The organism is Pseudoalteromonas sp. SG44-8 (genome assembly GCF_014164125.1).
In the GTDB taxonomy this organism is placed as follows: domain Bacteria; phylum Pseudomonadota; class Gammaproteobacteria; order Enterobacterales; family Alteromonadaceae; genus Pseudoalteromonas; species Pseudoalteromonas rhizosphaerae.
The window spans coordinates 1-20,344 of record NZ_JACJEQ010000036.1 but is presented as its reverse complement, the minus strand read 5'-3'; the positions used below and the strand labels follow the sequence as shown (position 1 = coordinate 20,344).

At 40.9% G+C, this 20,344-nt stretch carries 16 protein-coding genes; 2 read left to right on the top strand and 14 right to left on the bottom strand.

Features of this window, described 5'->3' with window-relative positions; all coding sequences use genetic code 11:
- Positions 1-281 precede the first annotated feature (281 nt).
- The 3 genes from H5163_RS21410 to H5163_RS18860 form a co-directional block, all read right to left on the bottom strand.
- Positions 282-416 (bottom strand): hypothetical protein, encoded by a 135-nt coding sequence (locus tag H5163_RS21410; RefSeq protein ID WP_259397404.1) that lies wholly within the window; start codon positions 414-416, stop codon positions 282-284.
- Between the two features lie 58 nt (positions 417-474).
- Positions 475-633 (bottom strand): YqaE/Pmp3 family membrane protein, encoded by a 159-nt coding sequence (locus H5163_RS18865; protein ID WP_064667813.1) that lies wholly within the window; start codon positions 631-633, stop codon positions 475-477.
- A gap of 64 nt (positions 634-697) precedes the next feature.
- Positions 698-1,261: a BON domain-containing protein gene (locus H5163_RS18860; protein ID WP_182735738.1), complete on the bottom strand. Its 564-nt coding sequence runs from the start codon at positions 1,259-1,261 to the stop codon at positions 698-700.
- Between the two features lie 342 nt (positions 1,262-1,603).
- On the opposite strand from H5163_RS18860, the gene H5163_RS18855 reads away from it, so the two are divergent.
- Positions 1,604-2,260 carry a LiaF domain-containing protein gene (locus H5163_RS18855; RefSeq protein ID WP_145236722.1) on the top strand — a complete coding sequence of 219 codons (657 nt, stop codon included), beginning with the start codon at positions 1,604-1,606 and terminating at the stop codon, positions 2,258-2,260.
- Between the two features lie 174 nt (positions 2,261-2,434).
- Here the strand turns inward: H5163_RS18855 and H5163_RS18850 are convergent, their stop codons facing one another.
- Together H5163_RS18850 and pmbA are read right to left on the bottom strand one after the other, a co-directional pair.
- Complete coding sequence (locus H5163_RS18850; RefSeq protein WP_145236719.1) at positions 2,435-2,851, bottom strand: VOC family protein; 417 nt, start codon at positions 2,849-2,851, stop codon at positions 2,435-2,437.
- 214 nt (positions 2,852-3,065) lie between these two features.
- Positions 3,066-4,415, bottom strand: coding sequence for a metalloprotease PmbA (pmbA, locus tag H5163_RS18845; RefSeq protein ID WP_145236716.1), 1,350 nt, complete (start codon positions 4,413-4,415; stop codon positions 3,066-3,068).
- 408 nt (positions 4,416-4,823) lie between these two features.
- On the opposite strand from pmbA, the gene yjgA reads away from it, so the two are divergent.
- Entirely contained in the window at positions 4,824-5,351 is a 528-nt protein-coding gene (yjgA, locus tag H5163_RS18840; RefSeq protein WP_182732384.1) for a ribosome biogenesis factor YjgA, read from the top strand.
- A 661-nt stretch (positions 5,352-6,012) separates the two neighbouring features.
- On the opposite strand, the gene H5163_RS18835 is transcribed toward yjgA, so the two are convergent.
- From H5163_RS18835 to secA, 9 genes are all read right to left on the bottom strand, one after another.
- Positions 6,013-7,383 (bottom strand): Gfo/Idh/MocA family protein, encoded by a 1,371-nt coding sequence (locus tag H5163_RS18835; RefSeq protein WP_182735737.1) that lies wholly within the window; start codon positions 7,381-7,383, stop codon positions 6,013-6,015.
- A 407-nt stretch (positions 7,384-7,790) separates the two neighbouring features.
- The gene (locus H5163_RS18830) at positions 7,791-8,864 is read right to left on the bottom strand and encodes a phosphotransferase enzyme family protein (RefSeq protein WP_182735740.1); all 1,074 of its coding nucleotides are present in this window, start codon (positions 8,862-8,864) and stop codon (positions 7,791-7,793) included.
- 49 nt (positions 8,865-8,913) lie between these two features.
- On the bottom strand, positions 8,914-9,789 hold the full coding sequence (locus tag H5163_RS18825) for an NTP transferase domain-containing protein (RefSeq protein ID WP_182735736.1): 876 nt from the start codon (positions 9,787-9,789) through the stop codon (positions 8,914-8,916).
- Between the two features lie 1,161 nt (positions 9,790-10,950).
- On the bottom strand, positions 10,951-13,020 hold the full coding sequence (locus H5163_RS18820) for a M13 family metallopeptidase (RefSeq protein ID WP_182735735.1): 2,070 nt from the start codon (positions 13,018-13,020) through the stop codon (positions 10,951-10,953).
- A 237-nt stretch (positions 13,021-13,257) separates the two neighbouring features.
- Complete coding sequence (locus tag H5163_RS18815) at positions 13,258-14,805, bottom strand: PAS domain-containing methyl-accepting chemotaxis protein (RefSeq protein ID WP_182732379.1); 1,548 nt, start codon at positions 14,803-14,805, stop codon at positions 13,258-13,260.
- 560 nt (positions 14,806-15,365) lie between these two features.
- The gene (locus H5163_RS18810) at positions 15,366-15,821 is read right to left on the bottom strand and encodes an REP-associated tyrosine transposase (protein WP_182732378.1); all 456 of its coding nucleotides are present in this window, start codon (positions 15,819-15,821) and stop codon (positions 15,366-15,368) included.
- A gap of 452 nt (positions 15,822-16,273) precedes the next feature.
- Positions 16,274-16,669: an 8-oxo-dGTP diphosphatase MutT gene (gene mutT, locus H5163_RS18805; protein WP_149980579.1), complete on the bottom strand. Its 396-nt coding sequence runs from the start codon at positions 16,667-16,669 to the stop codon at positions 16,274-16,276.
- Between the two features lie 302 nt (positions 16,670-16,971).
- Positions 16,972-17,112 (bottom strand): hypothetical protein, encoded by a 141-nt coding sequence (locus H5163_RS18800; RefSeq protein ID WP_182735734.1) that lies wholly within the window; start codon positions 17,110-17,112, stop codon positions 16,972-16,974.
- 203 nt (positions 17,113-17,315) lie between these two features.
- Positions 17,316-20,024, bottom strand: a complete 2,709-nt coding sequence (gene secA, locus H5163_RS18795) for a preprotein translocase subunit SecA (RefSeq protein ID WP_182732376.1) — start codon at positions 20,022-20,024, stop codon at positions 17,316-17,318.
- Positions 20,025-20,344: the final 320 nt, after the last annotated feature.

Below are 20,344 nucleotides of genomic sequence, written 5' to 3'. Positions count from 1 at the left end.
CAAAACGCGGTGGCAAGCCACTCGCCTACAGTGAGTAATTAAACACTGAGATTAACGTTAACACCCGTAGGCGTTGAGCTTGCTGACGCAAACACACCAGGGCACATTTCAAAACGCGGTGATCGACCAGTCTATGACTATAATAAAATGAGAGGTTAAACATTCTTGGGGAAGGTTATAAGTGGATGTTCTTAATTAAAATAACAACATGCACTTATAATTTTGATATATAACATCCTAGCAAAATCCTTCTAGTATTTGATATTTATATACTCTGATATTTAAAGCCCATTCCTTGCTGCTTTTACTTCGCTCCTTGATGCGCTATTCATTAGCTCCTTCCATTGCTGTGCCGTCCAAAGTGGCTTTGCGCTTTTTACGATCCCTTGTTGGTTTTTCCTTAATACGTTATCCATAATGTTACTCCTTGCCATCTATTGGCTGTTCATCCTTGTTATATTTAACACTGTGACTCTAACGACGTGCGATTATATAAATTGCATGTATTAGACCAGGAATATACCCTAGTAATGTTAACAAAATATTAATCCAAAATTGAGCACCTAAACCAACTTGTAAAAATACACCAAGTGGTGGAATAAGCACTGAAAATATAATTCGTATTAAATCCATGACTCTCACTCCCTGAAATTTGTATAAGAAAGCCCAGCATAACTGGGCATTCGTGGCTTATAGATTATTCAGCTACAATAGTTAAGTTATCAACTACATCGCGAACATCTTCAGCATTCTTAGCAATTTTCACCGCTAGCTGTTTTTCAGCATCCGAACCAACAGTACCATTTAGCGTTACCACACCTTTATCGGTATCTACGTCAATATCCGTACCGCCTACTTCAGAGTTAAACAAATAGCGTGTTGTAATAACGGTAGTAATTTTAGCATCCGTTAAATCACTTTCTGTGCTATCTGATTTCATCTTCTTGCTTTTTGTATCCGTGTTTTTAACGACCGTTAGCTCGTTATCAACATCAGTTACACCATCTAGACTTAAGATAAGCTCTTCCGCTAACTCTTTATCAAGCTCACTTTCAACTTTACCAGTTAGTACAACCTTGCCATTTTTTACATCAGTGTTAATGTCAAAGTTTTTTAAGTTAGTGTTCATTAACAGAACCGTTTCTGCCTTACCATCAATCCAAGCATCTTTACTTTCATTTTCCCAGCTATTTGCTTGAGCACCCATAGCGGTTGTACCAAGAACTAACGCTGCAATAATAGATTTGTTAAATGTTTTCATAATCTTTCTCCTTTTGATTAAAGACAATATGATTAATGCGAACATCAAGCCAACTTTTAAAACAATTAAAATCAATCGCTTACATCTATTTTTATATAGTACTAGCTTTAGTCTTGGTAATTATTTACAGACTGCTCGGTAATTTATTCTGGTCGTTGCAAAATTAACCATTTAATAGCATTATTCGTTAATCTGTCGTTAATATAACAAGCGCACCTAACGAAAATAAATTTAAATTATTGATTACTAAGCTAATTAATAAATGGCCTAAGCTTTGCTTTAACTATTGCAGTACTGACAATCGTAAAATACACCAACAGCATCACTTATAAGGAATACATCATGACTGTAAAATTAGAAGATCGCCCAATTGAGCAAGTGCGTGAACAAGTTATTGATCAATTAATATATAACTACAGTCATGCTGTTATTTCAGCTGATGCTTTTGAGCGTCGATTAGATCAGGCAATGGCTGCGAAAGATAACCAAAGCTTAATTGATTTGGTAAGTGACCTAGAATTAACAACCGATAGTAATTACCAGTGGGAAAAACGTGCGCAGTTTAGCCCAAACTATAGTAATAAAAGCAGCGATGAAACATTGCACTTGCGAAGTATCTTAGGATCAAACGAGCGCAGTGGGCAATGGGTAGTACCAAAAGAAATCCACCTGACGAACTTACTTGGATCTATTGAACTTGATTTCACTGACGCCATATTTCAGCATCAAAATATCACCATCCATGTCAATTGCTTACTAGGCAATGATGAAATTTATGTGCCAGAACACGTCAATGTTGTATCAAAACTGTTCAGTATTATTGGTAGTGTTGAAAACAAATCAGTGTCACTGAATAAACACCAAGGGCCAACCATTACTATCGAAGGAAAAGTTATTCTGGGCTCTGTGGAAATTAAAATTAAGCGCACCATTAAAGAAAAGTTTGTCTCATTCGCCAACAGCCTTAAAACCAGTTGGCAAGATATCAATAAACATTAATGGATAAAACACAGTTAAAGCTTAACACCCGTAGGCGCTAAGCTTGCTAACGCAAAAACACCGAAACAATATTGAATATCGCGGTGGCAAGCCACTCGCCTACAAGTGAGTAATTAAACACTGAGATTAACGTTAACACCCGTAGGCGTTAAGCTTGCTGACGCGAAACTAATGTTATAAATCATTATTACGCTCACTAGGAATGTCACTTAAATATTCAACAAACTCTATTTCAAACCCTGCGGGGTCAATAAAATACACATTTTTACGAAAGGGATTTACCGCACCTGGCTTATCAATACTGTAACCAGCGCTTTCTAAACGCGAAATTACTGCAGCAATATTATTCGTAACATAAGCAAAGTGCGCTAAGCCAACTTGATGTCCGGTTAAGTCACGGTTATGTTGTTCACCATGATCACTCAATGCTAAATACTGAAAATCATCGCCAAAGTGTAACCATTTTCGTGGTTTACCGTACCACTCCCCTTCGCCTTGGCTTCTTATAGACCAGTACGGAAAAGCCGCCTTATAAAAGTGCAGCATAGCTTCAACATCATCGACTACCAAATTTACATGCTCTAAATACATAATTAAATTCCTTTATTTAAGTAATTAAAGCCACAATAAAACCTCAAGTAACGTTGAGGTAAAGTGTTTTTTATAAAAGATTTAATAAGTGAAAGGTACTAGGTTAAAGGCTAAAGGCAGAGACTAGCTCCATCTAACGTCTAAATAAAACAGCGCGGTATAATGCCGCGCCTACGCAAATTAAAACTTATAGCTTAAGACTTAAAGCTTTAACCTAGCTTCCCGCAATCTGCATTTGTTCAATCAATACCGAACCGGTCTGAATTCCACCACGGCGCTCTATGTCACCGCCTATGCCGCTAATGCCTTTAAACATATCTTGCAGTTTACCAGCGATGGTAATTTCGCTTACAGGGTATTGTATTTCGCCATTCTCAACCCAAAAACCGGCAGCGCCACGCGAGTAGTCACCGGTTACGGTATTAACGCCTTGGCCCATTAACTCAGTGACCAATAAACCGGTGCCCATTGTTTTTAACAGCGCAGCTAAATCAGCATGAGTTTGTTCAACTAACCAGTTATGAATACCACCAGCATGACCGGTAGGTGTCATATTCATTTTTCGGGCTGCGTAGCTCGCTAATAAGTAAGTTTGCAGATCACCGCCTTGAATGATTTCACGGTCGATGGTTTTTACTCCTTCACTATCAAATGGTGAAGACGCTAAACCTTTTAAAATATGCGGGCGCTCTGAAATATTAACGCATTTATTAAATACTTGCGTGCCAAGGCTATCCAGCAAAAAGCTCGATTTACGATACAGCGCACCACCACCTATTGCAGACACCAAGTGACCAAACAATGAATTAGCGATATCTGCACGAAAAACAACTGGGACTTTCATGGTACCTAATTTTTTGCTATTGAGCTTAGCAAGGGTTTCACTCGCAGCCTCTAAACCTACTGCCGCAGCATCTTTCAAACCAGCTTGGTCTCGCGCTACGGTATAAGCTGAATCTCGCTGCATTTGCTCACCATCTTTACCAATCACCATAGTACTAATGCTGTGGCGAGTACGCGGGTAACCTGTGATTAGACCATGGCTATTACCATATACGCGTAAACCTTGATGCGATGAAAAACTGGCGCCATCTGAATTAACAATACGCGCATCGGCATTAAGCGCCGCTTGCTCTGCAGCATGACACAGTTCAATACCCTGCTCAGGGCTGACATCCCACGGGTGGTATAAATCCAAGTCAAGCGGAGCAAATTCAAGTAGATCTTTATCGGCTACGCCATTATGTGGATCATCTGAAGTAAACTTAGCGATATCAATGGCTTTCTCTACCACTGTACGCAGTGTTTTTGGGTTTAAATCAGCTGTTGACGCAGAGCCTTTGTGATTACCAACGTACACACTGATCCCCAGCCCACCATCTTGGTTAAATTCAATGGTCTCGACTTCACCCATGCGGGTACTAACTGATAAACCTGAGGTGCTCGACATCGCCGCTTCAGCGCCAGTAGCACCGAGTTTTTTCGCGTGTTCTAAAACCTCTGCAACGGCATCTTTTATTTGAGAAATTTGAGTATAAATAGGATCTTGCTGTTGGCTTTTCATATTTTTAGTCCTGAGCTTGGAGCGTTTTGCATGCGCAATCATAATACTTAAATGCTAACACACTCACTGCATTGCATCAGCTAATATTAATCATTAAAAGAATCACGTATATACCCAAGCCACCTCAAGATACAGAATTCAGCGTTTCACAGGGGCTTAATATCAAGGCGTTACTTTGCAAGAATGGCAGTCCCTTTTAAGAAGTAACAACGATGAGAGTAAGTGCCTGTGAAACGCCCAACGGGTTGGTTTAAAAGCGATTTATACTGCGTTATTGATTTTAACAATAGAACCACTATTACTTGCAATCAATGCCTTGCCTAAATCGCTTTTAACTCCAACTGAAACTCGCATCTTGAGGTGGTTTGGGTATAATGACTGCAGTTAACGTTATCATATGAGTACCCCATGGCGAAGAAAAAAGGCAAGCCTGCTGAAATTGAAGAAGAAATTATCTATATATCAAAAAGTGAGCTAAAGCGCGAAGCGCAAGAGTTTCATCAGTTAGGTGCTGAAATTGCCAAAATGGGGAAAAAACAGCGCGAGCGCTTACCCTTAAATGACGATTTAAAAGCGGCAATGGTTGTTGCAGACAAAATCAGTAACAAAAGTGATGCATATCGTCGTCACTTAAATTACATCGCAAAAACTTTGCGTACCGTTGAGAATATCGAAGAGATCAACGCTATTATCGACATTATGTTGAATAAAAATAATCAAGCCGAAGTGATGATTAAAAAGATTGAGCAATTACGCGATGATTTAATTGCCCAAGGTGATGATTTAGTCAATCAAACCATTGAGCAATACCCGAGTATTGATCGTCAAAAGTTACGTCAATTGGTGCGTAATGCGGCAAAAGAAGTAAAAATTGAAAAGCCAGCTAAAGGCTATAAAGAGCTATTTCAATATCTTAAAGAAAGTATCATGCGCTAAACTACATTTAGTGTAGTAATGAATTGCCTATATTCAGTCTGGGTAGAAACACCCGCTATTTATAGGCAGTTACCGTTTAGTAAGCAGTAACGCCTCCCTCGCAGCAAATTAAAACCCTGTAAGCATTAAGCTTGCTGACGCACCAACACCACTCCACATTTAAAACGCGGTGGCAAGCCACTCGCCTACAGGTAATTAAACATCAAAGTAAATTTAACACCGTAGGCGTTAAGCTTGCTGACGCAAAAACACCACGCCACATTTTGAAACGCGGTGGCAAGCCACTCGCCTACAGGTAATTAATTAAACATCAAAGTAAATTTAACACCGAGATAAACCTTAACACCGTAGGCGTTAAGCTTGCTGACGCAAAAACACCAGAGCACATTTCAAAACGCGGTAGCAAGCCACTCGCCTACAGGTAATTAATTAAACATCAAAGTAAATTTAACACCGAGATAAACTTTAGCACCGTAGGCGTTAAGCTTGCTGACGCAAAAACACCAGAGCACATTTCAAAACGCGGTAGCAAGCCACTCGCCTACAAGTAATTAAACATCAAAGTAAATTTAACACCGAGATAAAATTTAACACCTGTAGGCGTTAAGCTTGCTGACGCAAATACAATATGCGCGAGTTTGCCTCGCGCAACTCTTAGCATTTAACCAACTATTCCTAGCGGTTTGGCACTTTGCCACGCCCCGCGGGTAAAATCTGGAATATCAATTGACGCACTACGATTACTAACTGACTGTGCTGACAGCGGTGATATAACAGACCAAGCAGCGCCGTCGTAAACATCTTGATCAAGCGCCTCGCCATTGCGTAAACAATAAATCATCCGCCAAAACATTAAGAAGTCCATGCCGCCATGGCCGCCGTTACGCTCTGCCTCTTCGCCCATTTTGGTCCACAGTGGGTGGTCGTATTTTTTATACCAATCAGCCATTTCGTAATCCCACTCATGGAAGCTCTTCGAACCACCATCTTCCAGCGCAATACGATTTGGAAAACCAGCAAACACACCGTTAGTGCCTTGAATTAAATTATGGCGCGAGTACGGCCGTGGCGTAGTGGTATCATGTTGAACCATAATACTGCGCCCTTTTACTGTTTTGATAAGCGTGGTATTCATATCGCCAGCAATATAATTAAGCTGATTACGTTGATGATCGGCTGGAAATTCTTTCTTTGCATAGGCGCTACGGCCCAGTGCCGGTGAACTCATTGAGGTTAAAAAATCAAATCGATCGCCGCGATTAATATTCATATATTGTGACACAGGGCCTAAACCGTGCGTTGGATACAAATTACCGTTTCGTTTTGCATGCCAAGCGGTACGCCAAGAACCAGTTTTATGCTCCACCTCTTTCATTTGCCAACGTAATTCATGAATATACGCCGCCTCACCATGTAGCAGCTCACCAAACACGCCTTGGCGAACCATATTCAATACCATTAACTCATCACGACCATAGTTGACATTTTCCATCATCATACAGTTCTTTTGCGTGCGCTCAGCGGTATCAACTAGTTGCCACATTTCTTCAACCGTCAATGCTAATGGCACTTCAACAAAAGCATGCTTGCCACTATTCATGGTATCGATTGCCATCGGTGCATGCCACGACCATGGCGTAGAAATAATCACAATATCAATATCATCGCGATTAAGCATTGCTTGATAGGCATTATCGTCGCCAGTATAAAGTGCAGGCTTAGCCAACCCTTTGTCAGTGAGGTAGTTAGCTGAACGCTGTAATACTTCGTCATGGGTATCACATATTGCTTTAATTTCTGTACCAGCAATATGACTCATACGCTTTACGTGGCCAAAACCACGCTGCCCTAAGCCTATAAACCCAACCCGTACTACATCCATTTTTGGCGCGACAAGACCAATTACAGAGCGCCCTTGCGCTGGGGGAGTAATAACGCCACTTTGAGTACCCGTGGCACATCCTGAAATCACACTAGCCGCTGCCGTAGCACTCGCGGCTTTTAAAAAATCTCGACGATTAAACTGCTTCATTATTATTATCCTAGAACTAATCTAGTTTTAACTTACCTAAAACAGCTTGGGAGGTAAAGCAGATGGGGATGGATAGCATAGGAAAAGAAGGAGTTAGAATTAACCTTAACCCTTGGTATTTAACCAATCTCAATCGACGATGTAGGAAATGGCTTTAGCCATGAATTTTATAAGCCGCGCCTACGACAACCCAAGCACCAATGCCAACCGTAGGCAGGAGTTTACCTCGCGCAATTTTAAACGCGCCTCTTAACCTATTTGTGAATGAATCTTTTAAATCTTTCGTTCGCGGCTAAAGCCGGCTCCTACGAAAACCATTTTTGCACAAAGAGAAGTGAATGAGTGTTAGTGAGAAGATATTTCACTTCCCCCTACAACCTACAACCTAGCCCTTTAACTGAAAAAAATCACACATCTCTTAAAATAGCTTTAAGCGTGGTTTTTTTTGCGAGAATATCACGATATAAAGCAAACTGATTTTGCGCACGTTCTAAGTTGTGGTTAGCATGCTTGATTGAAAAATAATGATCACCGTCAATGTAATCAGTTAAAAAACGTAGGCCAATCATAAAGGTCATTACTTTAGTGCCTAACCAAAAGCTTTGTTTTTCTTGTTCGGTAATCAAGTCTTTCAAAGGCTCTACATAACCTTTGACTACCGCTGCAAAAATCTCTTCGCGCACACATACATTAGCTAAATCCGTTGAATCTTCTTGTTCAGGAGAGCAAAAAGTACGCACCATATCACCAAAATCATACAACCAATAACCAGGCATACAGGTGTCTAAATCAATCACTGCTTTGGCATCATTTGATGTATTACAAAACAGCATATTATTAATTTTAGTATCATTATGACATGGTCGAACCGGTACAATGCCCGTCAATGCTTTAAGCTCATCAATTAAGCCAAATTGCGCGAAACAAAAATCAACGTCAGCTTGGCAGCTGGCTAAGCGCTGCTGTGGATCTTTTGCAACCACAGCTTTGAGCTTTTCAGCGCGCATCGCTAAATTATGAAAATCAGGAATAACTTGATGTAGTTGTTTGGCATCAAAGTCTTCTAAAGCAACAGCAAATTGACCAAATGCATTGGCTGCAGTTTGCGCTTGTGAAGTATTTAAAACTACATCTTCACTATAACTGCCGCCAATAAATTCGAGTGCGCGCCAAACACCGTTATCACAATCAACTAAATAGTTATTTTCAACTGTAGGAACATGGCGGATGATTGCTAAATCATACTCGCCTAATTGACGTTTTTTAGTTAAATGACGTTCAATTAAACGAGCATTTTTAACTAACATATCTGGTTCAGGAAAAACCTCGGTATTTAGTTTTTGAACAACTAATGATTTTTTTGGTGCAGTTAATAGCATAGTGCTATTTATGTGACCACTACCAATTGGCTTCATGCTGATTTTTTCACTACCAAGACCAAAACTCTCAGACAAGTAAACCGCAATGGAATTTGACTTCATACTTACTTCGCTATTGTTGTGCCCTGGAAAAGGCAAGATCGGGGCTAGTTCATCCGTGACGTAATTCATATAATTTACCTGTAACATCCTGTAATTCTGATTTATAAGTCACTCCATACCACGACTCTTTTGCGGTATATATGGTAACTATTTGTTGATTAGATGTGATCGCTTGTTGAACTTGATCGGGTAAATAATACTCCATTCTGACACCGTTGTCATACTTTTGCAGAAACTCGTCAAAGCCTGCTTCTAGGCGGTCAAAAAATGTTGGCGTAATTGCCCAAAAACTCATTGATGCCAACGCATCCACGGCAATTTTCTCACGGAGCCCCTGCGGATTGTCACCCATTATTTGACCGTTCTCGTGCTGAATATTTAAATACTCAACAACATCAATTAATTGGTTATTTTTAACTTGGCATACGCCTCTATTCACCCCTCCTTGATCTGACAAAGTATCAATAATTGGGTAACCCACCATAGCCCAACTAGTCAGGTTTTTAAAATGTTCAGCGAGTAATAAAAATGACGACGCGCCATAATAATCATCGGCTGTGATGACGATCGCGGGGTTATGAACATGATCTTTAGCGCATAATAAAGCATGCCCGGTGCCCCAAGGCTTACTTCGCTGTTGTGCAAGTAATTGGAATTGTTCTGGCACTAAATCAATGTGTTGTTCAACCAACACAACATCAATCCCCGTTGGTAAGCGCGGTAAAATCACTTGCTCAATCTCGCTGCGCACAGCCTGATTGATCACTAATACAACCTGAGTTACTCCTGCGGCAACAGCATCAGCAATACTCAACTCCATAATGGTACAACCCAACCCAGCAATCTCAGCGATTTGTTTATTGCCACCAAAGCGAGTACCCAAGCCACCCGCGAGGACGACTAAACTTAGATGATGTTTTTTCATTTTTAATCAGCTTTAACGTTTAATAAAGCTGAGTTTACCAGTTTCAACCGCCAGATCTAGCTATCGGAGTTAGGTTTTAGGGGATAGGTTCTAGCCTAGCACCTAGTCACTTCCCTAGCATCCAGTACCTTTTTAACCTTTCGCGGTGGCAAGCCACTCGCCTACAAGTAATTAATTAAACATCAAAGTAAACTTTAACACCGTAGGCGTTAAGCTTGCTGACGCAAAAACACCACGCCACATTTTGAAACGCGGTGGCAAGCCACTCGCCTACAAGTGATTAATTAAACATCAAAGTACAACTTAACTCCCGTAGGCGTTAAGCTTGCTGACGCATAAACACCACGCCACATTTAAAACGCGGTGGCAAGCCACTCGCCTACAAGTAATTAATTAAAACATCAAAGTAAAATTTAACACCCGTAGGCGTTAAGCTTGCTGACGCACAAACACCGTTCCACATTTAAAATGCGGTGGCAAGCCACTCGCCTACAAGTGATTAATTACACATCAAAGTAAAATTTAACACCCGTAGGCGTTAAGCTTGCTGACGCACAAACACCGAAACAATATTGAATATCGCGGTGGCAAGCCACTCGCCTACAAGTAATTAATTAAACACCAAAGTACAATTTAACACCCGTAGGCGTTAAGCTTGCTGACGCACAAACACCGAGCTACATTTTAAAAACGCGGTGGCAAGCCACTCGCCTACAAGTAATTAATTAAAACATCAAAGTAAAATTTAACACCCGTAGGCGTTAAGCTTGCTGACGCACAAACACCACGCCACATTAAAAATGCGGTGGCAAGCCACTCGCCTACCAGTAATAAATTACATATCAAAGTAAAATTTAACACCCGTAGGCGTTAAGCTTGCTGACGCACAAACACCGTTCCACATTTAAAATGCGGTGGCAAGCCACTCGCCTACAAGTGATTAATTACACATCAAAGTAAACTTTAACACCGTAGGCGTTAAGCTTGCTGACGCACAAAGAGAAGACAATGAGGGTAAATGCCATGGGCTTCGAGCAACGCGCTCCTAGTCACTTCCCTAGCACCTAGCCCCTTTCTCTTTAACCTTTAACCTTTTACTCCCCCTCAAAACAAAAACGGCGGCCTAAGCCACCGTTTAATCATCAAACTAATAAAAACTAATTACCAAATTTTTACGCGATCAGCTGGTTTGATATACATTTTGTCGCCTTCTTTAACGTCAAATGCTTGATAAAACTCAGGCATATTCGACAAGATACCGATCACGCGGTAATGGCTTGGTGAATGCGGGTCTGTCATTAGGCGGTTACGTAGCTCTTCGTCACGGTATTTACGACGCCAAATTTGCGACCAGCCCATAAAGAAGCGCTGATCACCGGTATAACCATCAATCACTGGCGCTTTATCGCCACCTAGCGATAACTGATAAGCAGTGAAAGCAACCGTTAGGCCACCTAAATCGCCAATATTCTCACCTAAGGTCAATTGACCATTAACGCTGGCATCTGCAAATGGTTGATACTCGTTATACTGTGCAACTAACTGACCAGTGCGCTCTTCAAACTGTTTAAGGTCTGACTCGCTCCACCAATCACGTAAATTACCATCACCATCATACTTAGCACCTTGGTCATCAAAACCATGCCCTAACTCGTGACCAATTACCGCACCAATTGCACCGTAGTTAACCGCATCATCAGCTTCTAAGTTAAAAAATGGTGGTTGTAAAATTGCCGCAGGGAATACAATTTCGTTATTCACCGGGTTATAGTAAGCATTTACTGTTTGTGGTGTCATGTGCCATTCAGAACGATCCACTGGCTTACCTAGCTTGTCAATCATATCGGCATAAGCCCATTCACTATGGCGAATATAGTTACCAACTAAATCATCCGCATTAATGCTTAACTGTGAATAGTCTTTCCAGTTATCTGGGTAGCCAATTTTTGGGGTAAATTTGTCGAGCTTTTCTTTCGCAGCAAGCTTGGTTTCAGGGCTCATCCACTCAAGATTTTCAATCGCAACGCCATAGCCTTTGATCACGTTATCAACTAACTCTTCCATGCGCGCTTTTGCTTCTGGCGGGAAATTGTCTTTAACGTACACTTTTCCTAAAATTTCACCTAACACTTCATTTGATGCATCCACGGCTTGTTTCCAAAGCGGAGTTTGCTCTTTTACGCCGCGCAATGTGGTGCTGTAAAAGTTAAAGTTTAAATCAACCAGATCTTTATCTAATATACCTGCATAGTTACTTACTAAATGAAATTTAAGGTATTGTTGCCACGTTTCAAGATCTGTCGTTTTATAAATATCGGCAAATTTTTCAAAGTAGCTAGGCTGACTGACGATAATATCTTGTACGTTTACACCAGACGCTTTGAAGTATTCAGCAAGGTCAAACTCACCTGTTAGCTTACTTGCATCACTCACGCTCATTTTGTTATAAGACTTTGTAGCATCACGACTTTCAACACGCGTCCACTGTGCATCAGCAATACTGGTTTCAAGTGCAATAATTGCTTTAGCAGCTTCATCGGCTTTTTCTACACCAGCGCGTTTTAGAACGTCAGCAATGTAAACTTGGTATGCGGCACGAATTTTAGTGAACTTTTCGTCATCTTTTAAATAATAATCACGATCCGGTAAGCCAAGGCCTGATTGATACGCATATAATGCATTTTCACTCGAGTTCTTGGCATCATTATTTACATACCAACCAAATGGCACCGCGCCACCTTGAATACGTATTTGCGCCATAAGTGCGACTAAATCAGACTTATTTTTAACACCATCAATAGCAGTTAACGGGCCATTTAGCGGTGTTATACCTAATTCATCACGCTTAGCTTCATTCATGTAACTCTTAAAGAACGCACCTAGCTTGTATTCATCAGTTCCGGCTTTAGCAGCTGTGTTAGCAGCCGCTTGTTCAAGCACTGTTTTCATTGCGGCTTGCGAGTCGTCATACAATTGTGAGAATGAACCGTAATTTGATTTATCGCCAGGGATCTCAGTCGTCGCCAACCATTGACCATTAACGTGATAATAAAAATCATCCTGCGCACGGACCGACTTATCTATATTTGCTAATTCAATACCTGAATTAAGAGCTGTTTTCACTTCACTAACAGCATTGCTTTCTGGCGCTTTAACATCTTGTTGTTCACCACAGCCAACTAGGCCCAGCGCAAGTGCAATACTTGCTGCAGTGAGCGATATTTTTTTCATGGGAATCCCGTAAATCATTATTGTTGATAATACAAACCGTTTAAGCAGCTTAATAATAAGCTGCTCGCTGATCCCATCATAAACCTCATCGGAGCAACAATAAAATCGAATATGTAACAATTCGTATCAAAACTCTAATACGGTTATCTATCACACTGCTTTAGCAGTCATTGATTATCTAAGATTGGATTAAAAAACTTACAAACGTATTAATTTATTATCTGAAGCTCAGGCTGATTATTTAAACCTTACCACTAGCTCGTGCAGCGCCTCCGATACTGTTTTTAATAATGAAATAGCCTCAGCGGTATCTTTTGCATCAGTAAAGCTGTAATTAGCTAACTCTGAAATGCGAAGAATTTGCTGATTCACGTCCTCAGCAACATGTGACTGTTGTTCAACAGCAGTCGCCATTTGGGTCGACATACTCGCAATTTCACCTACAGCTTCAGATACACCTTGTAGCATTTCGCTACTTTGCAGCACTTGATTGAGACCATGCTGGGCATTTTTACCACCTTTTTCTGCAACATCGACAGCTCTTGTAGCCCGTGTTGTTAATTCATTCACTATGTCATAAATATCTTTAGTGGAATCTTGAGTACGTTTAGCTAAATTACGAACTTCATCGGCTACCACTGCGAAGCCACGCCCTTGCTCACCAGCACGCGCAGCTTCAATGGCGGCATTGAGTGCTAATAAATTGGTTTGTTCAGCAATTTGTTCGATTATTTGCGCAGCTTCGGCAATATTTTTGGTTTGCTCAGAAACTCGCTGTACGGATTCGCTGATTTCAAGAACAGTATCGCGGAGCTGTTCAATAGCTTGCTGTGTGGCATTCGCAATTTGACCGCCTTTAATAGTCAATTCGTTTGCAATATCAGCATGTGATGCGGTATCAGTAACATGCTTTGCCACATCAGCAATCGTGGTGGCCATTTGATTCATTGCCGCCGCAGCTTGCATGGTTTCATTTTGCTGTTGCTCAATTTTATCAAGCATGGTCTTGGTTAAGCGTTCACCAATATCTGACTGCTGCGACACTCTTTTTGACTCATTCTCAATCCGTGTGATCACAGCTCCTAAGTGTGCTTGTTGACTTTTAATTGCCACCTTTAAATGACCCAACTCCCCCGTGTCATCAGTGTAACTGCTAACCGCCAGTGAATGAGAAAATGCCCCTGATAACATTTCATAAAGTGCATTAACCATACGTTTTTTGGCTACTAGTCCCCATATTGCATAACCTAAAATAGCAGCAATAAAAAGCAATAATGCCGGACTTTGCCAACCCATAGTAAATAACAACACTGATGCAATAGTGACAATAATCAAAGCGATATTTTCCACCGCAATCGGCAAACTTAGCTGTTTGCTATTCTTTACTATGTTTTTATATAGCGCCTCCGCCCGCTTAACATCAGTTCTGCTAGGACAAGAACGTACCGACTCATAACCCGTGACCTTACCACCCTCAGTCACAGGAGTTATATAGGCATCAACCCAATAAAAATCACCATTTTTACAACGATTTTTAACTAAGCCCATCCAAGACTTCCCAGCTTTTAAATGCTCCCACATAACTTTATAAGCAAGAGAGGGCATATCTGGATGACGAATAATATTGTGGGGCTGACCTATTAATTGCTCTTTAGTAAAACCACTAATGGCTACAAACTCATCATTACAATCAACAATTTGACCTTTTAAGTCTGTTACAGAAATGAGCTTAGAATCATCTGGAAATGTTCTTTCAGTCTTCGTGACAGGAAGGTTCTCGCGCATACTTATTCCTAAAATTATCCTTGCTTAAAATATAGTCTAAAAAGCACAGCACACCAAATTATCTAAAAAAACAACTCTTTTCGCGGTGGCAAGCCACTCACCTACAAGTGATTAATTAGACACCAAAGTACAACTTAACTCCCGTAGGCGTTAAGCTTGCTGACGCACAAACACCGAGCTACATTTTAAAAACGCGGTGGCAAGCCACTCGCCTACAAGTAATTAATTAGACACCAAAGTAAAATTTATCACCCGTAGGCGTCGAGCTTGCTGACGCAAAAACACCACGCCACATTTAAAACGCGGTGGCAAGCCACTCGCCTACAAGCAATTAATTAAACACCAGAGTAAAATGCAACACCCGTAGGCGTTAAGCTTGCTGACGCAAAACACCACAACACATTTTAAAACGCGATGGCAGGTCACTCGCCTACAAGTAATTAATTAGACACCAAAGTATAATTTAACACCCGTACGCGTTGAGCTTGCTGACGCAAAACACCACACCACATTTAAAACGCGGTGGCATATTACGAAAGAGTAGATTAGATGTACTGGGATTAGTTTAAATATACACAATTCCAAAATGGATAATCACCCACACTTTTAACCAAGCCAGCCCTGAGCGGGTTTGCAACTATATATCTAGCTTGGTTAAGTAAATCGTCATCAGATCTAAGCTTGTGATCATAAAAGTTAGCTTGCCAAATTTTTCCGCTAGAAAGTAAATAACGGTTCAATTTAATCGTAGTAATACTTTTAAATTGACCAATAACTTTGGATAAATCATCAGTATTTCTAAGCTGAAATAGCCAATGCAAGTGATCAGGCATTAATGAAAAACAAATTGTCTTAAGGTTTCCCGAATGCGAAAAAAAATGTAACTCCCTCATAATTAAACAGCTACTATCAAAATCACAAAAAAGCTGCATTCTATTTTCAGTACAAATTGTAACTGAGTAATAATGATTAATTATCGAGCATCGCCCTTTAGTCCGCTTACTGGTATCAACCATTACTTTCCCTCAATTAACTACAAGTAAATATAGCAATTAATCGAGATCCCTCCAGTAAAGATTGAGCTTTCTTAATAAACACGGAATTTTAAAACGCGGTGGCAAGCCACTCGCCTACAAGTGATCAATTAAACATCAGAGTAAAATTTAACACCCGTAGGCGTTGAGCTTGCTGACGCAAAACACCACACCACATTTTGAAACGCGGTGGCAAGCCACTCGCCTACAAGTAATAAATTACACATCAAAGTAAACTTTAACACCGTAGGCGTTAAGCTTGCTGACGCAAAAACACCACACCACATTTTAAAACGCGGTGGCAAGCCACTCGCCTACAAGTGATTAATTAGACACCAAAGTAAAATTTAACACCCGTAGGCGTTGAGCTTGCTGACGCAAAACACCACACCACATTTTAAAAAAGCGGTGGCAAGCCACTCGCCTAGGTAAATTTAAACATCCACTTTTATTTTTTCGATAATCTCTACGTTGGCGGCAGGAAAATTGTAATCGTCTAACTTATCAATCGCGACCCATGCACTTTGCTGACCTTCTGCGCCATGGGCTTGGCCGCTAAAATCAGTAACTAAATGCACGTCGAGTTTTACACATTTATCGCCATAATCATGCTCAATAACCATCAGCTCGCTTGAACTATTAATTGTTAAACCTACTTCTTCTTGAAGCTCGCGCTTTAGTGCTTCGAATACAGTTTCGCCAGCTTCTACTTTGCCGCCCGGAAACTCCCACAAACCACCTTGGTGTTTATCGTCAGGGCGCTTACAGATAAATAGTGTGTTATCTGCTTTGATAACCCCCACCGCTACATGCACAATTTTCTTATTCATCGTAATACCTTAATTAAAACCGCGCGGCATAAAGCCGCGCTTACAAGTAATTAATTAAACATCAGAGTAAAGTTTAACACCCGTAGGCGTTAAGCTTGCTGACGCAAAAGCACCGAAACAATATTGAATATCGCGGTGGCAAGCCACTCGCCTACAAGTGATTAAACACCAGAGTAAAATGCAACACCCGTAGGCGTTGAGCTTGCTGACGCAAAAACACCGAAACAATATTGAATATCGCGGTGGCAAGCCACTCGCCTACAAGTGATTTAACACCAGAATACAATTTAACACCGCAGGCGTTAAGCTTGCTGACGCACAAAAACCGAAACAATATTGAATATCGCGGTGGCAAGCCACTCGCCTACAAGTGATTTAACACCGAGATAAACTTTAACACCCGTAGGCGTTAAGCTTGCTGACGCACCAACACCGAGCCACATTTAAAACGCGGTGGCAAGCCACTCGCCTACAAGTGATTAAACACCAGAATACAATTTAACACCGTAGGCGTTAAGCTTGCTGACGCACAAACTCCGATACAATATTGAATATCACGGTGGCAAGCCACTCGCCCGATATTTAATCTTACAAACAAAAAAAGCGACGCAGGCGTCGCTTTTTAATTGTTAATTATAACATTTGGTTATTTTAACTTACCACAACACTGTTTGAACTTTTGACCCGAGCCACATGGGCAAGGTTCGTTGCGGCCAACTTTTGGCTCTGCGCGTGATGTTACGACCGCACCTTTTGGTGCTTCGCCGCCTACGTGCTCAACTTCTTCATGTTGATATTCACGAGGAGCATTTTCACTTTGGCGGTGTTGCTCTTCAATTTTTTCAACATCTTCTTCAGCACGTACTTGTACTTTACTTAAAATACTAACTACATCAATTTTCAGGTTCTCAAGCATTTCAGAGAACAACTCAAACGACTCACGCTTGTACTCTTGCTTAGGATTCTTTTGCGCATAGCCACGTAAATGAATACCTTGGCGAAGGTGATCCATCGCAGCAAGGTGATCTTTCCAATGTTGATCCAAGCTTTGTAGCATGATTGCTTTTTCAAACTGACGAAGTACAGAATCGCCAACTTGTTGCTCTTTCTGTTTATAAGCTTGCTCTACTGACTCTTCAATACGCTCACGTAACTTTTCTTCGTAAAGTTTGTTATCGTCAGCTAACCATTGTGTAATCGGTAACTCAATTAAGAAGTCTTGTTTTAAGCGCTCTTCAAGGCCCGGAATATCCCACATTTCAGCTAAACTTTGTGGTGCAATATATTGGTCAATAGTGTTGCCCAATACGTCGCCACGAATAACCGTGATCGTCTCTGAAATATCGCCTTCTTCAAGCAACTCATTACGTTGTGAGTAAACAACACGACGTTGGTCGTTTGCTACATCATCGTATTCAAGCAACTGTTTACGCACATCAAAGTTACGTGCTTCAACTTTACGTTGCGCGTTTTCAATGGCACGGTTAACCCATGGATGCTCAATCGCTTCGCCACGTTGCATACCTAGTTTACGCATCATATTAGTCATACGTTCACCAGCGAAGATACGCATTAATGCGTCATCCATCGATAGGTAAAAACGGCTTGAACCGGCGTCACCTTGACGGCCAGAACGACCACGTAACTGGTTATCGATACGGCGTGATTCGTGACGCTCAGTACCAATGATATGTAAACCACCAGCAGCAATTACTGCATCATGGCGAATTTGCCACGCTTCTTTAATCGCTTTGATTTGCTCATCAGTTGGGTTTTCAAGTTTTTCAACTTCGCTATTCCAGTTACCGCCTAACACGATATCAGTACCACGACCAGCCATGTTAGTTGCGATTGTTACTGTGCCTGGTAAACCAGCATCGGCAACGATGTCTGCTTCTTGGGCATGGAATTTAGCATTAAGTACGTTGTGCTTGATTTTTTCTTTACGTAAAAATTGCGATAAATATTCAGAGCTTTCGATTGAAATCGTACCCACCAATACTGGCTGGCCGCGCTCTTGGCAATCTTTAATATCGATTAGAATGGCTTCGTATTTTTCTTCTTGCGTTAAGTAAACTAAATCAGCGCGATCTTCACGGATCATCGGCTTATTAGTTGGCATAACAACAGTATCTAGACCGTAGATTGACTGAAACTCAAATGCTTCAGTGTCGGCAGTACCAGTCATACCTGCAAGGGTATCGTAAATACGGAAGTAGTTTTGGAATGTAATTGACGCTAACGTTTGGTTTTCGTTTTGAATTTTTACATTTTCTTTTGCTTCAACAGCTTGATGTAAACCTTCAGACCAACGACGCCCTTCCATTGTACGGCCAGTGTGTTCATCAACAATGATTACTTCGTTTTCTTTTACAACGTAATCAATGTCTTTTTGATACAGCTTATGGGCACGTAATGCCGCATAAATATGGCTAAGCAGGGTAATACTCGCAGCAGAATAAAGCGAGTCGCCCTCAGCTATCAAACCACGTTCAATCAGTAATTCTTCAACTTTAATTTGACCACGTTCAGTTAAATGAACTTGCTTGGCTTTTTCATCAATAGTGAAATCACCATCGCCTTCAATACCTTCTTCGTCTTCTTTCTCTTGTAACTCAAGAAGCGGAACTATGGTATTGATTTCAGCATATAACTGCGAGCTATCTTCAGCAGGGCCTGAGATAATCAGTGGAGTACGGGCTTCATCAATTAAGATCGAGTCAACTTCATCGACTACCGCATAGTAAAGTGGACGTTGCACGCGTTCGTTAATGCTAAACGCCATATTGTCACGCAGGTAATCAAAACCAAATTCGTTATTGGTACCGTAGGTAATATCAGCGGCGTAGGCTTCTTTTTTCTGTTGCGGCATCATACCCGGTACGTTACAGCCAACAGTTAAACCTAAAAATTCAAATAATGGGCGGTTAGTTTCAGCATCGCGCTTGGCAAGGTAGTCATTCACGGTAATTACGTGAACACCTTTACCCGTTATACCACGTAAGTATGCTGGTAAACTTGCGGTAAGGGTTTTACCCTCACCAGTACGCATTTCTGCGATGCGGCCTTGGTGTAAAACCATACCACCTAGCAACTGCACGTCAAAGTGACGCATACCATTTACACGTTTTGATGCTTCACGTACCACAGCAAATGCTTCTGGTAGAATGTCATCAAGACTTTGTCCGTTATCGTAACGCTCTCTAAACTCTGCTGTTTTGGCTTTTAAATCTTCGTCTGAAAGCGCTTCAAGTTGCGTTTCAAGCGCGTTGATCAGCGCGACCGTCTTTCTTAAATTTTTAATAGTGCGGTCATTGCGACTACCAAAAATCTTGGTAAATAAATTAGATATCATGATAAAACCGTTACAATGTGTTCTTTGCTAGCCGAGTATCAGCTAACCCATTTTTATAATTACTAATTAATAGATTACTCACACGAGCACATATTAATTAGCAATTTCGAGAAACGTTGTGAAATACAGCGTTCAATACGTGCGCTACTATACCAGACTCAGCGAAACATCAAACCATCGCGTAGTTAAGATATCAGTTTTCTGCAAGAAAATTTAAAATAAGCCGTAAACATAACTTTAATTAAGACTATAAAATTATATTAACTATGGAGATATGGAGGTGGATAAAAGAAAATCAAGGAGAGTATAAGAACTTAGGT